At 55.9% G+C, this 14,992-nt stretch carries 13 protein-coding genes and 2 tRNA genes; 5 read left to right on the forward strand and 10 right to left on the reverse strand.

Going from position 1 to position 14,992, the window contains the following annotated elements; genetic code table 11:
* The first annotated feature begins 22 nt into the window (after nucleotides 1-22).
* Nucleotides 23-937, forward strand: coding sequence for an MBL fold metallo-hydrolase (locus tag ACR0CZ_RS11695; protein WP_170392956.1), 915 nt, complete (start codon nucleotides 23-25; stop codon nucleotides 935-937).
* 73 nt (nucleotides 938-1,010) lie between these two features.
* Nucleotides 1,011-1,085, forward strand: a tRNA-Asn gene (locus ACR0CZ_RS11700).
* Between the two features lie 750 nt (nucleotides 1,086-1,835).
* Here ACR0CZ_RS11700 and fsa read toward each other — a convergent pair.
* The 5 genes from fsa to ACR0CZ_RS11725 form a co-directional block, all read right to left on the reverse strand.
* Nucleotides 1,836-2,489, reverse strand: coding sequence for a fructose-6-phosphate aldolase (gene fsa, locus ACR0CZ_RS11705; protein ID WP_170465320.1), 654 nt, complete (start codon nucleotides 2,487-2,489; stop codon nucleotides 1,836-1,838).
* Between the two features lie 93 nt (nucleotides 2,490-2,582).
* Nucleotides 2,583-3,254 (reverse strand): nucleoside/nucleotide kinase family protein, encoded by a 672-nt coding sequence (locus tag ACR0CZ_RS11710; RefSeq protein WP_480459330.1) that lies wholly within the window; start codon nucleotides 3,252-3,254, stop codon nucleotides 2,583-2,585.
* Nucleotides 3,251-4,033 (reverse strand): ATP-binding cassette domain-containing protein, encoded by a 783-nt coding sequence (locus ACR0CZ_RS11715; protein WP_170402609.1) that lies wholly within the window; start codon nucleotides 4,031-4,033, stop codon nucleotides 3,251-3,253. The genes ACR0CZ_RS11710 and ACR0CZ_RS11715 overlap by 4 nt, the downstream gene beginning before the upstream one ends.
* Nucleotides 4,033-5,103 (reverse strand): ABC transporter permease, encoded by a 1,071-nt coding sequence (locus ACR0CZ_RS11720; protein ID WP_170392953.1) that lies wholly within the window; start codon nucleotides 5,101-5,103, stop codon nucleotides 4,033-4,035. The genes ACR0CZ_RS11715 and ACR0CZ_RS11720 overlap by 1 nt, the downstream gene beginning before the upstream one ends.
* A gap of 117 nt (nucleotides 5,104-5,220) precedes the next feature.
* Nucleotides 5,221-6,240 carry a sugar ABC transporter substrate-binding protein gene (locus ACR0CZ_RS11725; RefSeq protein WP_170392952.1) on the reverse strand — a complete coding sequence of 340 codons (1,020 nt, stop codon included), beginning with the start codon at nucleotides 6,238-6,240 and terminating at the stop codon, nucleotides 5,221-5,223.
* Nucleotides 6,241-6,426: 186 nt separating this feature from the next.
* Here ACR0CZ_RS11725 and ACR0CZ_RS11730 point away from each other — a divergent pair, with 186 nt between their 5' ends.
* Both ACR0CZ_RS11730 and ACR0CZ_RS11735 read left to right on the forward strand, forming a co-directional pair.
* The gene (locus tag ACR0CZ_RS11730) at nucleotides 6,427-7,626 is read left to right on the forward strand and encodes an ROK family transcriptional regulator (RefSeq protein ID WP_170393677.1); all 1,200 of its coding nucleotides are present in this window, start codon (nucleotides 6,427-6,429) and stop codon (nucleotides 7,624-7,626) included.
* A gap of 347 nt (nucleotides 7,627-7,973) precedes the next feature.
* Nucleotides 7,974-8,048: transfer RNA gene (locus tag ACR0CZ_RS11735), tRNA-Asn, on the forward strand.
* 18 nt (nucleotides 8,049-8,066) lie between these two features.
* On the opposite strand, the gene ACR0CZ_RS11740 is transcribed toward ACR0CZ_RS11735, so the two are convergent.
* The 4 genes from ACR0CZ_RS11740 to zwf all read right to left on the reverse strand — a co-directional run bounded on the left by ACR0CZ_RS11740 (nucleotide 8,067) and on the right by zwf (nucleotide 13,531).
* The gene (locus tag ACR0CZ_RS11740) at nucleotides 8,067-9,686 is read right to left on the reverse strand and encodes a long-chain-fatty-acid--CoA ligase (protein WP_170396987.1); all 1,620 of its coding nucleotides are present in this window, start codon (nucleotides 9,684-9,686) and stop codon (nucleotides 8,067-8,069) included.
* A gap of 106 nt (nucleotides 9,687-9,792) precedes the next feature.
* Complete coding sequence (gene pgi, locus ACR0CZ_RS11745) at nucleotides 9,793-11,403, reverse strand: glucose-6-phosphate isomerase (RefSeq protein ID WP_170396938.1); 1,611 nt, start codon at nucleotides 11,401-11,403, stop codon at nucleotides 9,793-9,795.
* 5 nt (nucleotides 11,404-11,408) lie between these two features.
* On the reverse strand, nucleotides 11,409-12,080 hold the full coding sequence (gene pgl / locus ACR0CZ_RS11750; RefSeq protein WP_170396937.1) for a 6-phosphogluconolactonase: 672 nt from the start codon (nucleotides 12,078-12,080) through the stop codon (nucleotides 11,409-11,411).
* Complete coding sequence (gene zwf, locus ACR0CZ_RS11755; protein WP_170396935.1) at nucleotides 12,077-13,531, reverse strand: glucose-6-phosphate dehydrogenase; 1,455 nt, start codon at nucleotides 13,529-13,531, stop codon at nucleotides 12,077-12,079. Before zwf ends, pgl begins: the two co-directional genes overlap by 4 nt.
* A gap of 163 nt (nucleotides 13,532-13,694) precedes the next feature.
* Here zwf and ACR0CZ_RS11760 point away from each other — a divergent pair, with 163 nt between their 5' ends.
* Nucleotides 13,695-14,648, forward strand: coding sequence for a radical SAM family protein (locus ACR0CZ_RS11760; protein WP_170396933.1), 954 nt, complete (start codon nucleotides 13,695-13,697; stop codon nucleotides 14,646-14,648).
* 3 nt (nucleotides 14,649-14,651) lie between these two features.
* Here ACR0CZ_RS11760 and ACR0CZ_RS11765 read toward each other — a convergent pair whose 3' ends face one another.
* Complete coding sequence (locus ACR0CZ_RS11765; protein ID WP_039535770.1) at nucleotides 14,652-14,921, reverse strand: usg protein; 270 nt, start codon at nucleotides 14,919-14,921, stop codon at nucleotides 14,652-14,654.
* Nucleotides 14,922-14,992: the final 71 nt, after the last annotated feature.

Genomic DNA, 14,992 nt, shown 5'->3' on the forward strand with positions numbered 1-14,992 from the left:
CGGGCAAGAGGAAGAGGTCAGAATGCAAGCCCCCGACGATTTCAACCCTCTCCCTGGACAGGTTGCCGTGCTTGCCCCGGGGCTAAGGCGCATTCTTGCGCCCAATCCCTCGCCAATGACTTATCGTGGTACGAATACCTACCTTCTAGGCGATAAGGACATTGCTGTCATCGACCCTGGGCCATTGAGTGATGCCCATTTGCAAGCCATAGTTGATGCGCTGGAACCCGGGCAGCGGATCAGCCACATATTTGTTACGCACACCCATCTGGATCACTCGCCTTTGGCCGCCCCGCTCGCATCCCGCACCGGCGCTCCGGTTCTGGCTTTTGGTGGTCCGCAAGCTGGACGCAGCGAAGTCATGACCGAGCTGGCCCAGAACGGGCTTGCCGGAGGTGGTGAGGGAATCGATGCCGATTTCCGCCCTGATATCGAGCTTGAAAACGGTGAACGCGTCGCGGCAGAAGGCTGGCAACTCGAAGTGATCCACACACCCGGCCATCTGGGCAACCATATCGCGTTGGCCTGGGGGGATGTCTGCTTTACGGCTGATCACGTCATGGGCTGGGCCAGCTCTCTGGTCTCGCCCCCGGACGGGGACCTGACGGATTTCATGGCAGCCTGTCGCCGCCTGCGCGCGCGCAAATGGTCGGTTTTTCACCCCGGGCATGGTGCCCCCATTACGGGTCCTGACAAACGCCTGGATTGGCTGATAGACCACCGATTGCAGCGAGAATCACAGATACTCGACGCCCTGGAAAATGGCCCTGAAACGGCCCAACAGCTTGCCCAGCGAATCTATATCGAAACCCCCGCCGCGCTGCTTCCCGCGGCCGAGCGTAATGTCTTCGCCCATCTGGTTGATCTGACCGGCAGATCCCGTGTAGCGCCCTTGGGGGATCTGTCAGTTGCGTCTCGTTTCAAGCGCATCGCGTGAATCGGAAAAAATTGGCGGCCCGTGCGCTTCCCCTCTGGACGCCGAAAATACGGGTTGTTATACGCCCCTCAGTTCCGGCGTAGCTCAGCGGTAGAGCAGTTGACTGTTAATCAATTGGTCGTAGGTTCGATCCCTACCGCCGGAGCCAATTTTCCCCATTTAGATCATAGACTTAATGGAAAGCCTCGCATTTAGGGGAAGGAATGTAGGGCCGTGTTGCCAGTTTGTTGCCAAGAATCAGGTGGCAATGAAGTGACAACAGCTCCCAGCAAAACCACCATTCAGCCAGCAACCACCTGTTATTGCTTGATTTTCAGGCAGAGCAAATCGGTAGGTCAATTGATTCGAGATCAATCGATCATAGGCTACCTCAAAGCTGATGTTTGCGGCACCTTTCGCGAACATCTGGAAACGAGGAAGCCGGTCGTTTACTTTCGCCCGAGCGGAGGGCTACTTTGCCGACAAAGCTGCTGTCAAAGTTTTCCGGCGGAACGTCCGCTTTGTGCACTTTGCGACCGAGGCAACAAATACGGAGGACGGAAAGCTGTTATTCCCTGGAGACGCCAAAGGTAATTGGCACGGGAGTGAAAGCGGACGTTTACGGGAAGATGACACTATGAAATGAAGGCGTCTGGCTGCCAAGGTCAAACCGGAATTTCGCCGCGACCTCGCCGATTGCTCTAGCCATTTTCCTACCGTTGACCTTATATTGGTCTGCCGTTGCCTTAGTGTTCATCCCGCCAATAGTGAGGAGTGACGACGGTTTTCCACAAAGCTCGACGTACTTGACAAAGCAGAAAGGCTCTCTTTGAGACCTTATTTCTTAAAATGCAGCAGTGCCGCTTAGAGGTAAATCATTTGGGACAGGTCGCTCCTCCCCAATCGAGTTGGCAATCCATCAAAGGATCGATTGCCCAGTCGAATTCCAATCATTGAGAAACTTCTCGATGCCGATATCGGTCAATGGATGCATGATCAGTTTGCGAATAACGGACGGCGGGATCGTGGCGATGTCGGAACCGGCCAATGCCACCTTTGTAATATGATTGGGGCTTCTGACGGATGCCGCAATGATTTCAGTTTCAATACTATAGTTGTCGTAAATGCTACGGATATCACGGATCAGATTGACTCCGTCCAGATTGATGTCATCCAATCTGCCAATGAACGGAGATACATAGGTCGCGCCAGCCTTTGCCGCCAAGAGAGCCTGATTGGGTGAAAAGCACAGTGTGACGTTTGTTCTGATACCTTCACTTTTGAAATGAGCACAGGCCCTGAGGCCATCCAATGTCAGCGGCAGTTTGACAACGACGTTGTCTGCGATCGCCGCGAGGTGCACTCCCTCTGCGATCATTCCCGCAGCATCCAACGCTGCAACCTCTGCCGATACTGGCGTATCCGTCAGAGTGCAAATTTCTGCAATGACCTCTTTGAAATCGCGACCGGACTTGACGATCAAGCTTGGATTGGTGGTCACGCCATCCAATAATCCGAAGCCCATCAGGTCTTTGATGTCGTTTACTTCTGCGGTGTCCACGAAGAATTTCATGAGGTTTCCTCATTACGTAAGGGGTGACTTGGGTTGCACCTGAGGCTGCCTAGAGGCACTGCATCAAGGGTTGGCTGAAGCCAGTGCGCAGATTCAGAATGCGTTGCGCATCCCGAATTCAGTGTAGTTCTGGCTCAGTATAAGATCGGCTTTCCGGCTATCACGGATGACACGTTCAGCGTTTGGCAGATCGTTCGCTATTGCGCGTTGCAGCGCGGTTTGCGGGTCAAAGCCATGGCTGATCCAGCGGTGTTGCAGCCTGTTTTCAAGCTCTTCCAAAGTTGGGCTGATAAAAACCGTCGCGGCATAAACATCCGTCAGGTTTCTCCATGGGTCGCTGTCCATCAGAAGATAGTTACCCTCAACGACGACGACCGGAGTTGCCGGGTGAACCGCAATGGCGTTGGCAATAGCTAGGTCCATTGTGCGATCGAATTTGGGATGAAAGCACTCGTGGCGCGTAACTTGAAGCTCTCTGATTGCAGCGCAAAACCCGACCCCGTCGAAAGTCTCTGGCGCGCCTTTTCTCGCCAGCAATCCACGCGTTTCCAGCACGCAGTTGTCCAAATGGTAACCATCCATTGGTACAAGTGTGGCTGACGGAACCGCCGAGCTCTGTTGTGTGTTCAGCGATTGCACAACGGCTTCCGCTAAGGTCGACTTACCGGATGCAGGGGGGCCGGCGATTGCGATAATCGTCCGGACTCCAACTTGCCGCCGGGAGGAGATCAGGTCGCAGACGCGCTGTACGTCCTGCTCGATCACGCTGCGTCCTCTTTTGGGGGTTCCTTGGCACCGGTCATGAAGGCGACTGCATCGGACATCGTGTAATCCTTGGGATCAATTGTGCAGAGCCTTTTGCCCAACCGATGCACATGAATGCGGTCGGCAACCTCAAAAACATGAGGCATGTTGTGGCTGATCAGGATGATCGGAATGCCACGCGCACGCACGTCCTGGATCAGTTCAAGCACCTTGCGGCTTTCCTTGACGCCCAAAGCAGCCGTCGGTTCGTCCATGATGATAAACTTGGTTGCAAAGGCAGCGGCACGAGCAACGGCAACACCTTGGCGTTGGCCACCAGAGAGAGTCTCAACCGCCTGATTGATCGACTGTACAGTCATCAGCCCAAGCTCGGTCAGTTTTTCACGGGCAAACTTCTCCATCGCTGGACGGTCAAGCTTACGCATGTATTTGCCCATGAACCCCTGCTTGCGGATTTCGCGCCCCATGAACATGTTGTCCGCAATCGAAAGGGCAGGAGACATGGCGAGCTGCTGATAAACAATCTCAATCCCCATATTCCGCGCATCGATCGGAGAGGTGAAGTTAACCTTTTTGCCTTCGATCAGAATCTCGCCTTCATCCGGGATTGTGGCGCCGCAGATCGCCTTCACGATGGATGATTTGCCCGCGCCGTTATCTCCGATCACTGCCAGGATTTCCCCCTGGCGCAGTTCAAAGTCGGAATGGTCGATGGCGGTGACGTGGCCATAGCGCTTTACGATCCCGCGGCCTTGGACGACTGGAGTTGAGTCTGACATTAGCCCGATACCTTTCTAATCCACTGGTCGACGGCAACCGCAGCGATAATGAGAAGTCCGATAAGTAAGAAGGTCCATTGTGCGTCTGCGCCCAGAAGCCTAAGCCCCAAAGTGAACACGCCAACAATCAGCGCGCCAAACAGCGATCCCAGGATGGATCCCCGCCCGCCAAACAAAGAGATGCCCCCGATCACAACCGCGGTGATGCTTTCGATATTGGCCAACTGACCGGATGTAGGTGAAACCGACCCGATGCGCCCGATCAAGGCCCAGCCCGCAAAGGCACAGATCAAACCGGATAACATATAAACGGACATCAGCGTTCTGTGCACGTTCACACCGGATAGTTCAGCCGCCTCAGGGTCATCCCCCACTGCATAGACATGCCGGCCCCAGGCCGTGTGTTTGAGCGCGTAAGCCAGAACGAAAATCAGAACGAGCATGAATATCACGCCAACCGTGAAGGTCGCGCCACCGATGCTGAATTTGGTACCAAAGAATTGCAGGAACGGGGCGTTGGCCTCGATATCCTGGCTGCGAATTGTTTCGTTTGCGGAATACAGGAAGTTTGTCGCCAGAACGATCTGCCACATGCCGAGCGTGACAATAAAGGGTGGCAGCTTTACGCGACTGACCAGCCAGCCATTGAGAGCCCCGATCAGCGTACCCATTGCCAGCCCGCACATCACAGCAATGGGCACGGGGATACCGTAGCGGAAGGTGAACTGACCCATGATGACGGATGAAAACACCATGATCGCACCGACGCTCAAGTCGATGCCGGCGGTCAGAATGACAAGGCTTTGCGCTGCGGCCACGATGCCCACGATCTGAACCTGCTGCAGGATCAGCGTCATCGCAAAGGGTGAGAAGAATTTGGACCCCAGCAGCAGGCCGAAAATTACGATGGCGCCGACCAGAACGATCAACGGCACAAAGGAAGGGTTGACATGGAGAAGATGCTGCAACTTCCCCAGAACACCACGCCGGTGATCTTCAAATTCCGCTACGGTTTCTGACGCGTTGGCGGCGGTTTCGAATTCCTGGGCGTTTTGGTTTGCTTCAGACATCTCTCCCCCTTTTCGTGGCTGGCATCGCGTCCACGAAATCAGTTTACAGGAAGTTTAGGTTTGCTGGTGAAAGGATTGATGAGGCGCTGCGGCGCGCCTCACCTAATAGAGCTGTCTTTAGCCCCAGCAGAGATCCAGGCCTTCTGCGACAGACAGCGACTCGACCCCATCAACCGGCTGGTCAGTGATGAGTGCCACACCCGTGTCATAGAAGTCTTTGCCGGGTGTGTTTTCGGGCTTCACGCCCTCTTCGGCCCATTTTTTCACGGCCTCAACCCCAAGCGAGGCCATCAACAGCGGGTATTGTTGGCTTGTCGCCCCGATTACACCGGCTTCGACGTTTTGAACGCCGGGGCACCCCCCGTCAACCGAAACGATCAGTACGTCGTTTTCACGCCCGATGGATTTCAGCGCCTCATATGCGCCCGCAGCAGCCGGTTCGTTGATCGTGTGAACAACGTTGATGGATGAATCCTTAGCCAGAAGGTTTTCCATCGCGCGGCGCCCGCCTTCTTCATTACCGTCGGTCACGTCACTGCCAACCAGCCGCGCATCGGTTTCGTCTCCGATGACATTTGGGTCCGCCAAGTCCACGCCGAACCCGTCGAGGAAACCCTGATTGCGCAGAACGTCTACTGTCGGCTGACTGACGTTCAGATCCAGCGTCGCGATCTTGGCATCGGCCGCGGCGTCGCCCATTTTGGCCTTAGCCCATTGACCGATCAGCAGACCGGCCTTGTAGTTGTCCGTCGCGAATGTCGCGTCCGCTGAGTCAATCGGGCTAAGCGGAGTATCCAGCGCAATGACCAAAACCCCCGCATCCCGCGCCTGTTTGACCGCAGGAACGATTGAGCTGGTGTCGGATGCTGTCAGCAGAATGCCTTTTGCGCCATCGAGAATGCAGGTTTCAATGGCCTGAACCTGAGTTTCATGGTCGCCATCAACCTTGCCGGCAAACGCCTTGAGCGTCATGCCCAGCTCTTCTGCCTTGGCGGTTGCGCCTTCCTTCATCTTAACGAAAAAGGGGTTGGTGTCGGTCTTGGTAATCAGGCAGACGGTTTCACCAGCCGCTTGCGCGGATGCAGCGGCCAAAGTCAGCGCAGTCGCGGATGCGGCGAGCTTGAGTAGATTTCTCATGTTGTCCTCCCAGAAAATTGTTGTGGCCCCGCGCGGAATAGCGACAAGGCGGGCCTCCATCCTCCAATGAAGGTCCCGTTCAAGAAACCGTGATTCTAGCCTCTGTGTCAATAAATAAATAAAGTTTATTTATTAATTTGCCCACGTATCTTTTCATAAGAAAACAAGGTGTTTATGTTTAAGGTTATGGAAAGAGAGGCGTTGAAAATACTAACCGGCGGGGTAAGCCAAAGCGGTGTTCGTGATCATAACGAACGCCTCATTCTGACGGTTTTACAACGGCATGGACCTGCTGCCGGGGCGGACGTCGCGCGGCTGACGGGCCTGTCACCCCAGACCGTGTCGATCATTCTGCGTAAGCTCGAAAAGGACGAGATTCTCAAACGTGGGACGCCGTTGAAGGGCAAAGTTGGGAAACCTTCGATCCCCATGGAGCTCAATCCCGAAGGCATTCTGTCGGTGGGAATGAAGATCGGTCGCCGCAGCGCCGATCTTCTTTTGATCGACTTCACCGGTAAGCCACGCCAACAGCTCTCGACGACTTATGACTACCCGCTACCCGAAGCAGTGTTCGGGTTTCTGGAGGTAGGATTGGAAGAGCTTCTGGCCAATGAACCCCAGAAACTTCGGGACCGTGTATGCGGGATTGGAATCGGAACACCGTTCGAGCTGTGGAAGTGGCACGACCTTTCTGGGCTTGCGGCTCAGAAATTCAGGTCCTGGAGAAACGTGAACTTCTTTTCCGAGGTGGCCAAGTTCAGCGAACTGCCGGTCTTTGTGGTCAATGATGCTACTGCCGCGTGTCACGCGGAGCACCTCTATGGCCGCGGGGCTGAGTATCGAGACTATTTTTATTTCTTCATAGGCTCAATGATTGGCGGAGGCGTTGCATTGAATGGCACCGTATTTGAGGGCAACCAAGGCAATGCCGGTGCCTTGGGTGCCATGCGGACGACGGGTCCTTTGGGTGAAAGCCAGCAACTGATTGACACTGCATCGCTGTTCCTGCTCGAGGACAGGTTGATAGAAGCGGGTGTTGATCCGGGAATTTTGTGGAAAAAGCCGCAGGACTGGAGCGGCATTTCTCGCTATGTCGAACCATGGATCGGTACCACCGCGCAGGAACTGGCCAAAGCTGCGCTGTCTATTTGCGCGGTCATCGACTTTGAGGCAATTTTTATCGACGGTGCATTCCCATCTGAAATACGTGAGGAGCTGGTCTCACGGGTTCGTCGTTACCTAGTCAACCAAGATAAACGCGGTTTGATTCCTCCGGTTGTAGAAGCTGCGGCTGTCGGAGAAAACGCCCGCGGGATTGGGGCGGCAAGCAGCCCGATTTTCCGCCAGTTTCTATTGAACACTAATGCTGGGCTTTCTGGGATGTAGTCGAAACTCATAGGGGGCAGTCTTAATCAAGTAAGAACCGCTCCTACTCAATTTGGAGGCCTTAGAACGGCCGCTCTGACGCAGCTGCAGGTAGCCATCCAATTGGGTAACTGTGCACTGCTTTAGGCCGCCTCGAAAGCGGCCGACGTCGGCTTTCTGCGCATTGATGTCGTTGGAGCATCGCGCAGCATTGGTCGAAGCGGGCTCAAATAGGCCGTTGGCTACGCTATTAGGGAAGGTCCACACTGAGTCGCCTCCGAATTAGATGAGAGGCCGTGCACTTCACCCACAAAAAAACGTTTTTGCATCTGGACCTCCACTTTACCTGTTGATACACGCCCCTCAGTTCCGGCGTAGCTCAGCGGTAGAGCAGTTGACTGTTAATCAATTGGTCGTAGGTTCGATCCCTACCGCCGGAGCCATTCTTCCCAGACTGGCACTTATCCCATCAGCGCATCACTGAAATCCGAGCGCAACGTGCGCTTCAGGACCTTTCCGGTCGCGTTAAGGGGCAAGGCGTCGACGAACACGACCTTGTCGGGCACCTGCCATTTGGCGATTTTGCCGTCGAAGAATGCCAACAAATCCTGCTCGGTCGGTTCTTCGCCCTCGGCCTTCACTGCTACTAAGAGCGGGCGTTCGTCCCATTTCGGATGCGGCACGCCCACAACGGCAGCCGTCGCTAGCTGAGGGTGTGCGACCGCGATATTCTCCAACTCGACAGAGCTGATCCATTCACCCCCCGATTTGATGATGTCCTTCGACCGGTCGCGGATGGTCATGAACCCATCTGGGTCCAGTGTTGCAACGTCGCCAGTCGCGAACCAGCCTTCTTGCAATAAGTCCTCGTCCTGCATGTGGAAATAACTGTCCAGAACCCAATGGCCGCGCACCATCAGATCGCCCTGCGTTTCGCCGTCATGAGGAAGATCGTTGCCATCATCATCAACAATTTTCAGTTCAACCCCAAAGGGCGGGCGGCCCTGGCTTTCGCGCAGCTTGTGTTGCGCTTCGATGGGCATGTCCAGATGTTTGGCCATCGGATAATTCGTCGTGCCCAGCGGGCTCATTTCGCTCATGCCCCAGGCGTGGACGGTATCGACGCCATAGGTTTCGCGGAACGTTTCAATCATTGAGGGCGGGCATGCCGCACCACCGATTACAGTACGATTGAGGCTTTTCAACTTGGTCCCGCATGTCGCGGCATGGGCCAGCAGACCTTGCCAAATGGTCGGTACGCCCATCGCCAGCGTGACGCCATATGTGTCGATCAGATTGACCAATGCCTCGCCATGCAATCCCGGCCCCGGCATCACCATTCGCGAACCAGACATAGCGCTGGCATAGGGCGAGCCCCAAGCGTTGACGTGGAACATTGGCACCACCGGCATCACCACATCCATGGCGGAATAGCCGATTACGTCGCGCGTGTTCGACGCGAAGCTATGCAGAACTGTAGAGCGGTGGGAATAGAGAACGCCTTTGGGGTTCCCAGTGGTACCCGAAGTATAACAGAGGCTGGAGGCAGTGTTTTCATCAAAGCTGGGCCACGCGTAGTCTGTATCACCGGTTTCAATCATCTCGTCATAAAAAACCAACCCCGGCACCTGAGACAGCGCAGCCTCGTCCCGCGCACCCATCAGCACATAGTACTGCACCTCGGTCAGATGCTCTTGCAGCGCGGCGACCAATGGCAGGAAAGTCGCATCGAAGAACAGGACACGGTCCTGCGCGTGGTTGATGATATAGGTTAGTTGTTCGGGAAACAGACGCGGGTTGATCGTGTGGCAGACAAAGCCCGCGCCGGACACCGCATAGTAGATCTCAAGGTGGCGGCGGTTATTCCAGGCCAGCGTGCCCACGCGATCCTGCGGTTGCAGCCCCAGTTTCTCTAACGCCGAAGCCATCCGTCGGGCGTTCTGCGCGATCCCGGACCAGTTGGTCTCGGTCACGGTTCCGTCGGTCTCGACCGAGATGATCTCGGTCTGCCCGTGATAACGTTCAGCATGTTCAATCAGCGACGAAATCAGCAAAGGCTGCGTCATCATCTGTCCCAGCATGGACATTCCTCCCATCGTCAGCGCTTGGCCGCGCCGTTATGTCTTGGCAACAACCCTGCCAAGAATTCAATTGTCTGACAATAAGAGAGTGCGGCAGGGTGCCGCGTCAACCGCGATGTCGCAAGGCGTATCCAACCAGCGCCGAGGTCGAGCCATCTTTGCCATCGGCGCTAACCTCACCGTCCACGATCGGTCCCAGAGACGTTGCCAGCTCCTTGCCCAGCTCAACGCCCCACTGATCGAACGAGTTGATTCCGAGCAGCACGCCTTCGACAAACACACGGTGTTCATAAAGCGCAATGATTTGACCCAGCACAAACGGGGTAAGCTGCGGATAGATCAGCGTGGTTGACGGGCGGTCGCCCGAAAACACACGATGGCGTGCCTGACGCTCCAACTCGTCGCCTGTCAGGCCCTTTTCGGCCATGCGTGCGCGTGCAACATCCAGCGACCGACCCCGCATTAGCGCTTCGGACTGGGCCAAGCAATTAGCCAATAGAAGGCGATGATGATGGGCCAGTTCCGGCTCATGCCCGTTTGCTGCAACCATGAATTCGCAGGGAATCACATCGGTGCCCTGATGGATCAACTGATAAAATGCATGCTGCCCATTTGTGCCGGGTTCGCCCCAGACAACCGGACCTGAAGGCATGGTCAGCGCGCTGCCATCCATCGCGACAGATTTACCGTTCGATTCCATCTCAAGCTGTTGGAAATAGGCAGGCAGGCGCAGCAGACGCTGATCATATGGCAGAACTGCGCGGCTGGCATGCCCAAGCACCTGACGATGCCAGACCCCCACAAGCGCCAGCATAACTGGCAGGTTTTCTGCCCATTCGGCGGATTGAAAGTGCATATCCATCGCCTGACCGCCCCGTAGAAACGCGTCAAACGCGTTCGAGCCAACGGCGATCATTACCGGCAGTCCGACCGGCCCCCAGACCGAGTACCGCCCGCCGACCCAATCCGCGAAGCCAAACACCCGCGCCTCGGGAATCCCGAAGGCCTGAGTCTTGTCAACAGCGCTGGAGACCGCTGCGAATTGCCGCGCCGGATCACCGCCACCATCGACCATCCAAGCCCGCGCCGTGCGTGCATTGGTCATCGTCTCGATGGTCGTAAAAGTCTTCGACGCGACAATCACCAGAGTCCGTGTCGGATCAAGCGGGCGCAGCGTATCCGCAATATGCGCACCATCCACGTTTGAGACATAATGCAGCCTTGGCCCGTCGTGATAAGGTGCCAAGGCATGCGTCGCCATCACCGGCCCAAGGTCCGAGCCGCCGATGCCAATATTGACCACATCCGTAAAGCTGCCCCCTGCCCCTTTGATCGCCCCGCCACGCACTTCTTCGGCAAAGACGCGCATTCGCTGTAAAGTGCCCAGTACGTCCGGCATTACATCCTGACCATCGACCTCGACCGGGCCTCCGTCGAGATTGCGTAGCGCGGTATGCAATACAGCCCGGCCTTCGGTTTCGTTGATCTTTTCACCGGAGAACATCGCGGCCCGACGCTCTGCCAATTCGACTTGATCGCAAAGCTGGATCAGTGCCGCGCGGATATCTTCGTCGATTTGTGTCTTCGAATAGTCAAACAGCAGATCTCCGGTCGAAGCCGAGAAACCCTGCGCCCGGTTTGGATCGGCGTCAAACAGATCGAGTATCCGACGGCCCGTCTGTGTGGCTGCGAGTGAGTTCAATTGATCCAGCTGCATCGTGATTACTCCGCCCAATGTACGGTCATGCCGCTGAGCACGGCCGCGATCGGAGCTTCCTCGGGTGGCAATGACATGGCACGATCCAGGGCATTCCGTTTAGTTTCTCCGAATATGACGAGATGCTTGGACAGAGCGCCGTCCAGAACCGGACCCGTCAGCGTGATACGCGCTTCGGGCTGCACGTCGGTCCGCGCTACCGCCAGTGTCGGGGCGTTGTTGTTCAGAGCAGCAGACAAGCCCTGCATCCCCGGAAAGAGCGAGGCGGTATGCATGTCCTCACCCATACCCAGCACCAGAACCGATAGCGGCAGATGCGGGTTAATCAGGCTTTCGATCTCGGGCAAAACCGCCTCAGGCTCATGTTCCGCAACATAGAGCGGCATGTATTGTGCAATGGATGCGCGACTGGTCAGCAACCGTTCCCGGATCAACCTCTCGTTCGAACGCTCGTGATCACCCGGCACGCATCTTTCATCGGTCGGCAGTATGTGCACACGATCCCATTCCAGATCCGCAGCGCACAATCCATCAAAGATCGGCCCCGGTGTGGTTCCGCCCGGAACGGCCAACGAGACAGTATCATGATGTAGCAATGCGGCCTCAAGATCTCCGGCCAATGCATTCGCGACATCAATCGCCAGCATGTCGCGATCGGCGTATTCTTTGATATTCATGGATTTATTCCTTGCCAGCGGCGGTGGTCTCGTTTCATCAGCAGCTCGGCGTCGCCCGGGCCGGTGCTGCCGTTTTCATAGGGTTTGGGAACATCACCGCGCGCCTCCCAGCCCGCGATAATCGGATCGGTCCAGGCCCATGCGGCTTCTACTTCATCGCCGCGCATGAACAGGGTTTGGTTGCCGCGAATGACATCCATCACCAGCCGCTCATAAGCGTCGGGTGGATCCTGGTTTTCAGGCCCAAGCGCTTCGGCAAAGCTCATGTCCAGCGGAACGTCAACCAGACGCATGCCTCCCTGCCCCGGCTCTTTAATTGTCACTTTCAAAGTGATGCCTTCATTGGGCTGCAACCGGATCGACAGGGCATTCGCATGACGCCCGGCCTCTTCGCCAAAAATCGAATGCGGAGCATCCTTGAACATCACATTGATGACCGAGGACCGCGCCACCAGCTCTTTGCCCGTGCGCAGATAGAACGGTGTACCCGCCCAACGCCAATTGCTGATATGTGCGCGCAATGCGATGTAGCTTTCCGTCGTCGTCCTTTGATTGCCGACAACTTCACGATACCCCCGGCCATCGGCACCGCCTGCAAACTGACCTCGTACGATATGGTGCGGCTCAACCGAATCCAACGCGCGTATGACCTTGAGTTTCTCATCGCGCACCGCGTCCGGGTCAAATTTTGCGGGTGGTTCCATCGCGATCAGACACAAAAGCTGCATCAGATGGTTCTGCATCATGTCGCGCATGGCGCCGGCGCGCTCGTAATATTCTTCACGACCGTCAATGCCGACGGTCTCGGCCACAGTGATCTGAATGTGATCGACATACTGACTGTTCCAAAGCGGTTCGAACAGCATGTTGCCGAACCGAACGGCCATCAGATTCTGAACGGTTTCCTTACCCAGATAATGATCGATCCTATAGATTTGCCCTTCGTCAAAATGCGCCGCCAGTGTCGCATTCAACGCGCGTGCACTTTCCAGATCGTGCCCAAAAGGCTTTTCGACGACGATACGGGTTTGCGGGGTGGCCAGATTGTGCGCCCTGATTTGTTCGGCCAGCGGGCCAAACAAACGGGGGCCTACCGAGAAATAGAAGGCCCTGATACGATCCGCATTCAGCATTTCGGCCAACTGGGCCCAACCATCTTCGGACAAAGCGTCAAGCGGGACATACTCCACGCGCTGAAGAAAACCGTTCACAGCCTCCTGATCTTTTGCCCGCTTCGGTGCGTGCTGGCGCAACGATTCGGCCACCATCTCGCGAAAGCCATCAACGGTCAGAGCGCCCCGCGCTGCGCCGATGATCCGGGTGGCCTCGGGCCACTGCCCGGCGCAGTAACGCCGAAACAGGGCCGGAACGATCTTGCGCTGTGCCAGATCGCCGGTTCCGCCGAATATGACCAGATCAAATGGGTCAACAGGTATGACACGAGAAACCATGGCTTTTCCTTACCTTGCCGCTTGGGGCATGTCCAATGTTAGCGCAACCAATCAGCAACTTTCTTCCCACATCAAAACTCTGTCAGCGAGGGGTAGATGCTCTTAACTAAACCGGCACGAACGGTTAAGTCGGTTTGGCACAAGCACAGAACCGGATGCCGGAATGAAAGACAACGCCCTACAGGCTGCGAATATCGGGAAGTTTCAGAACAGTTTGGTGACAGCAGACGGGCAAACGCGCGCGTCCGTTGCGCTGACTCATCCCGAAACCCTTTGGTTCAACACCGGAACGCTGTGCAACATCGAGTGCGTAAACTGCTATATCGCCAGCAGCCCAACCAACGATGCTCTGGTTTACATCACCGCCGACGAAGTCCGCGACTATCTGGATCAGATCGAACAGCGCCAATGGCCGATCCGCGAGATAGGCTTTACTGGTGGTGAGCCCTTCATGAACCCCGAGATGATCGAGATGACGCGCGTCGCGCTAGAGCGTGGGTACGAAGTTTTGATCCTGACCAATGCAATGCGGCCGATGATGCGCCGCAAAATGCGCGAGGGTTTGCTGGAATTACAGCGCGACTACGCAGAAAAACTGACGCTGCGTGTCTCCGTCGACCACTACCGCCCCGATCTGCATGACGAAGAACGCGGCAAAGGCAGTTTTGCCAAAACTCTGACGGGGATGGAGTGGTTGCGGGACAACGGCTTTAGGATGGCAATTGCCGGGCGCTCAGTCTGGGGGGATAGCGACGCTGAAAGCCGCGCGGGGTATGCAGCATTCTTTGCCAAGCACGGCTTTGACATTGATGCGCAAAATCCGGGCCAAACAGTTTTGTTTCCCGAGATGGACGAAACAGTTGAAGTTCCTGAAATTACAGCCGCTTGCTGGGGCATCCTGGACAAATCCCCCGATGCGGTGATGTGCGCCAGCTCGCGTATGGTCGTCAAACGCAAAGGCGCCGAGCGCCCGGTAGTGCTGGCCTGTACGCTGCTGCCTTATTCACCGGAGTTTGAATTGGGCGAAACCCTTGAAGAGGCCGAGGCCGACGTGCATCTGAACCACCCGCACTGCGCCAAATTCTGTGTATTGGGCGGCGCGAGTTGTTCGGCCTGAGGGCTAGTTCACCCGAAACTCACCCACCATGTTGCGCCATTCCCCAGGCGCGATCATTTTACGGTGCGTGAACCTGACCGAGTGCAGCGGACCTTCAATCTCTTTCTGCCAGAATTCTACGAATTCGAACAGCTTCGGATGGTCCGGAGCAAGGTCGTAATCCTGCCAAATAAACGTGTTCAGTACGTGAATATAGTCGGGCATGTGGTAGAAAAATTCCGCAGTGGTCAGCCCGTACCCCTTAAGCATGAGTTCAGTTTCACTTTGCGCCATGCAGACCTCCAATCTTGTTACAAGGTCTACTCAGAGTAACACGGAACTGTCCTAATACTTAGATAACAATA

The organism is Ruegeria sp. H9, from assembly GCF_056532915.1.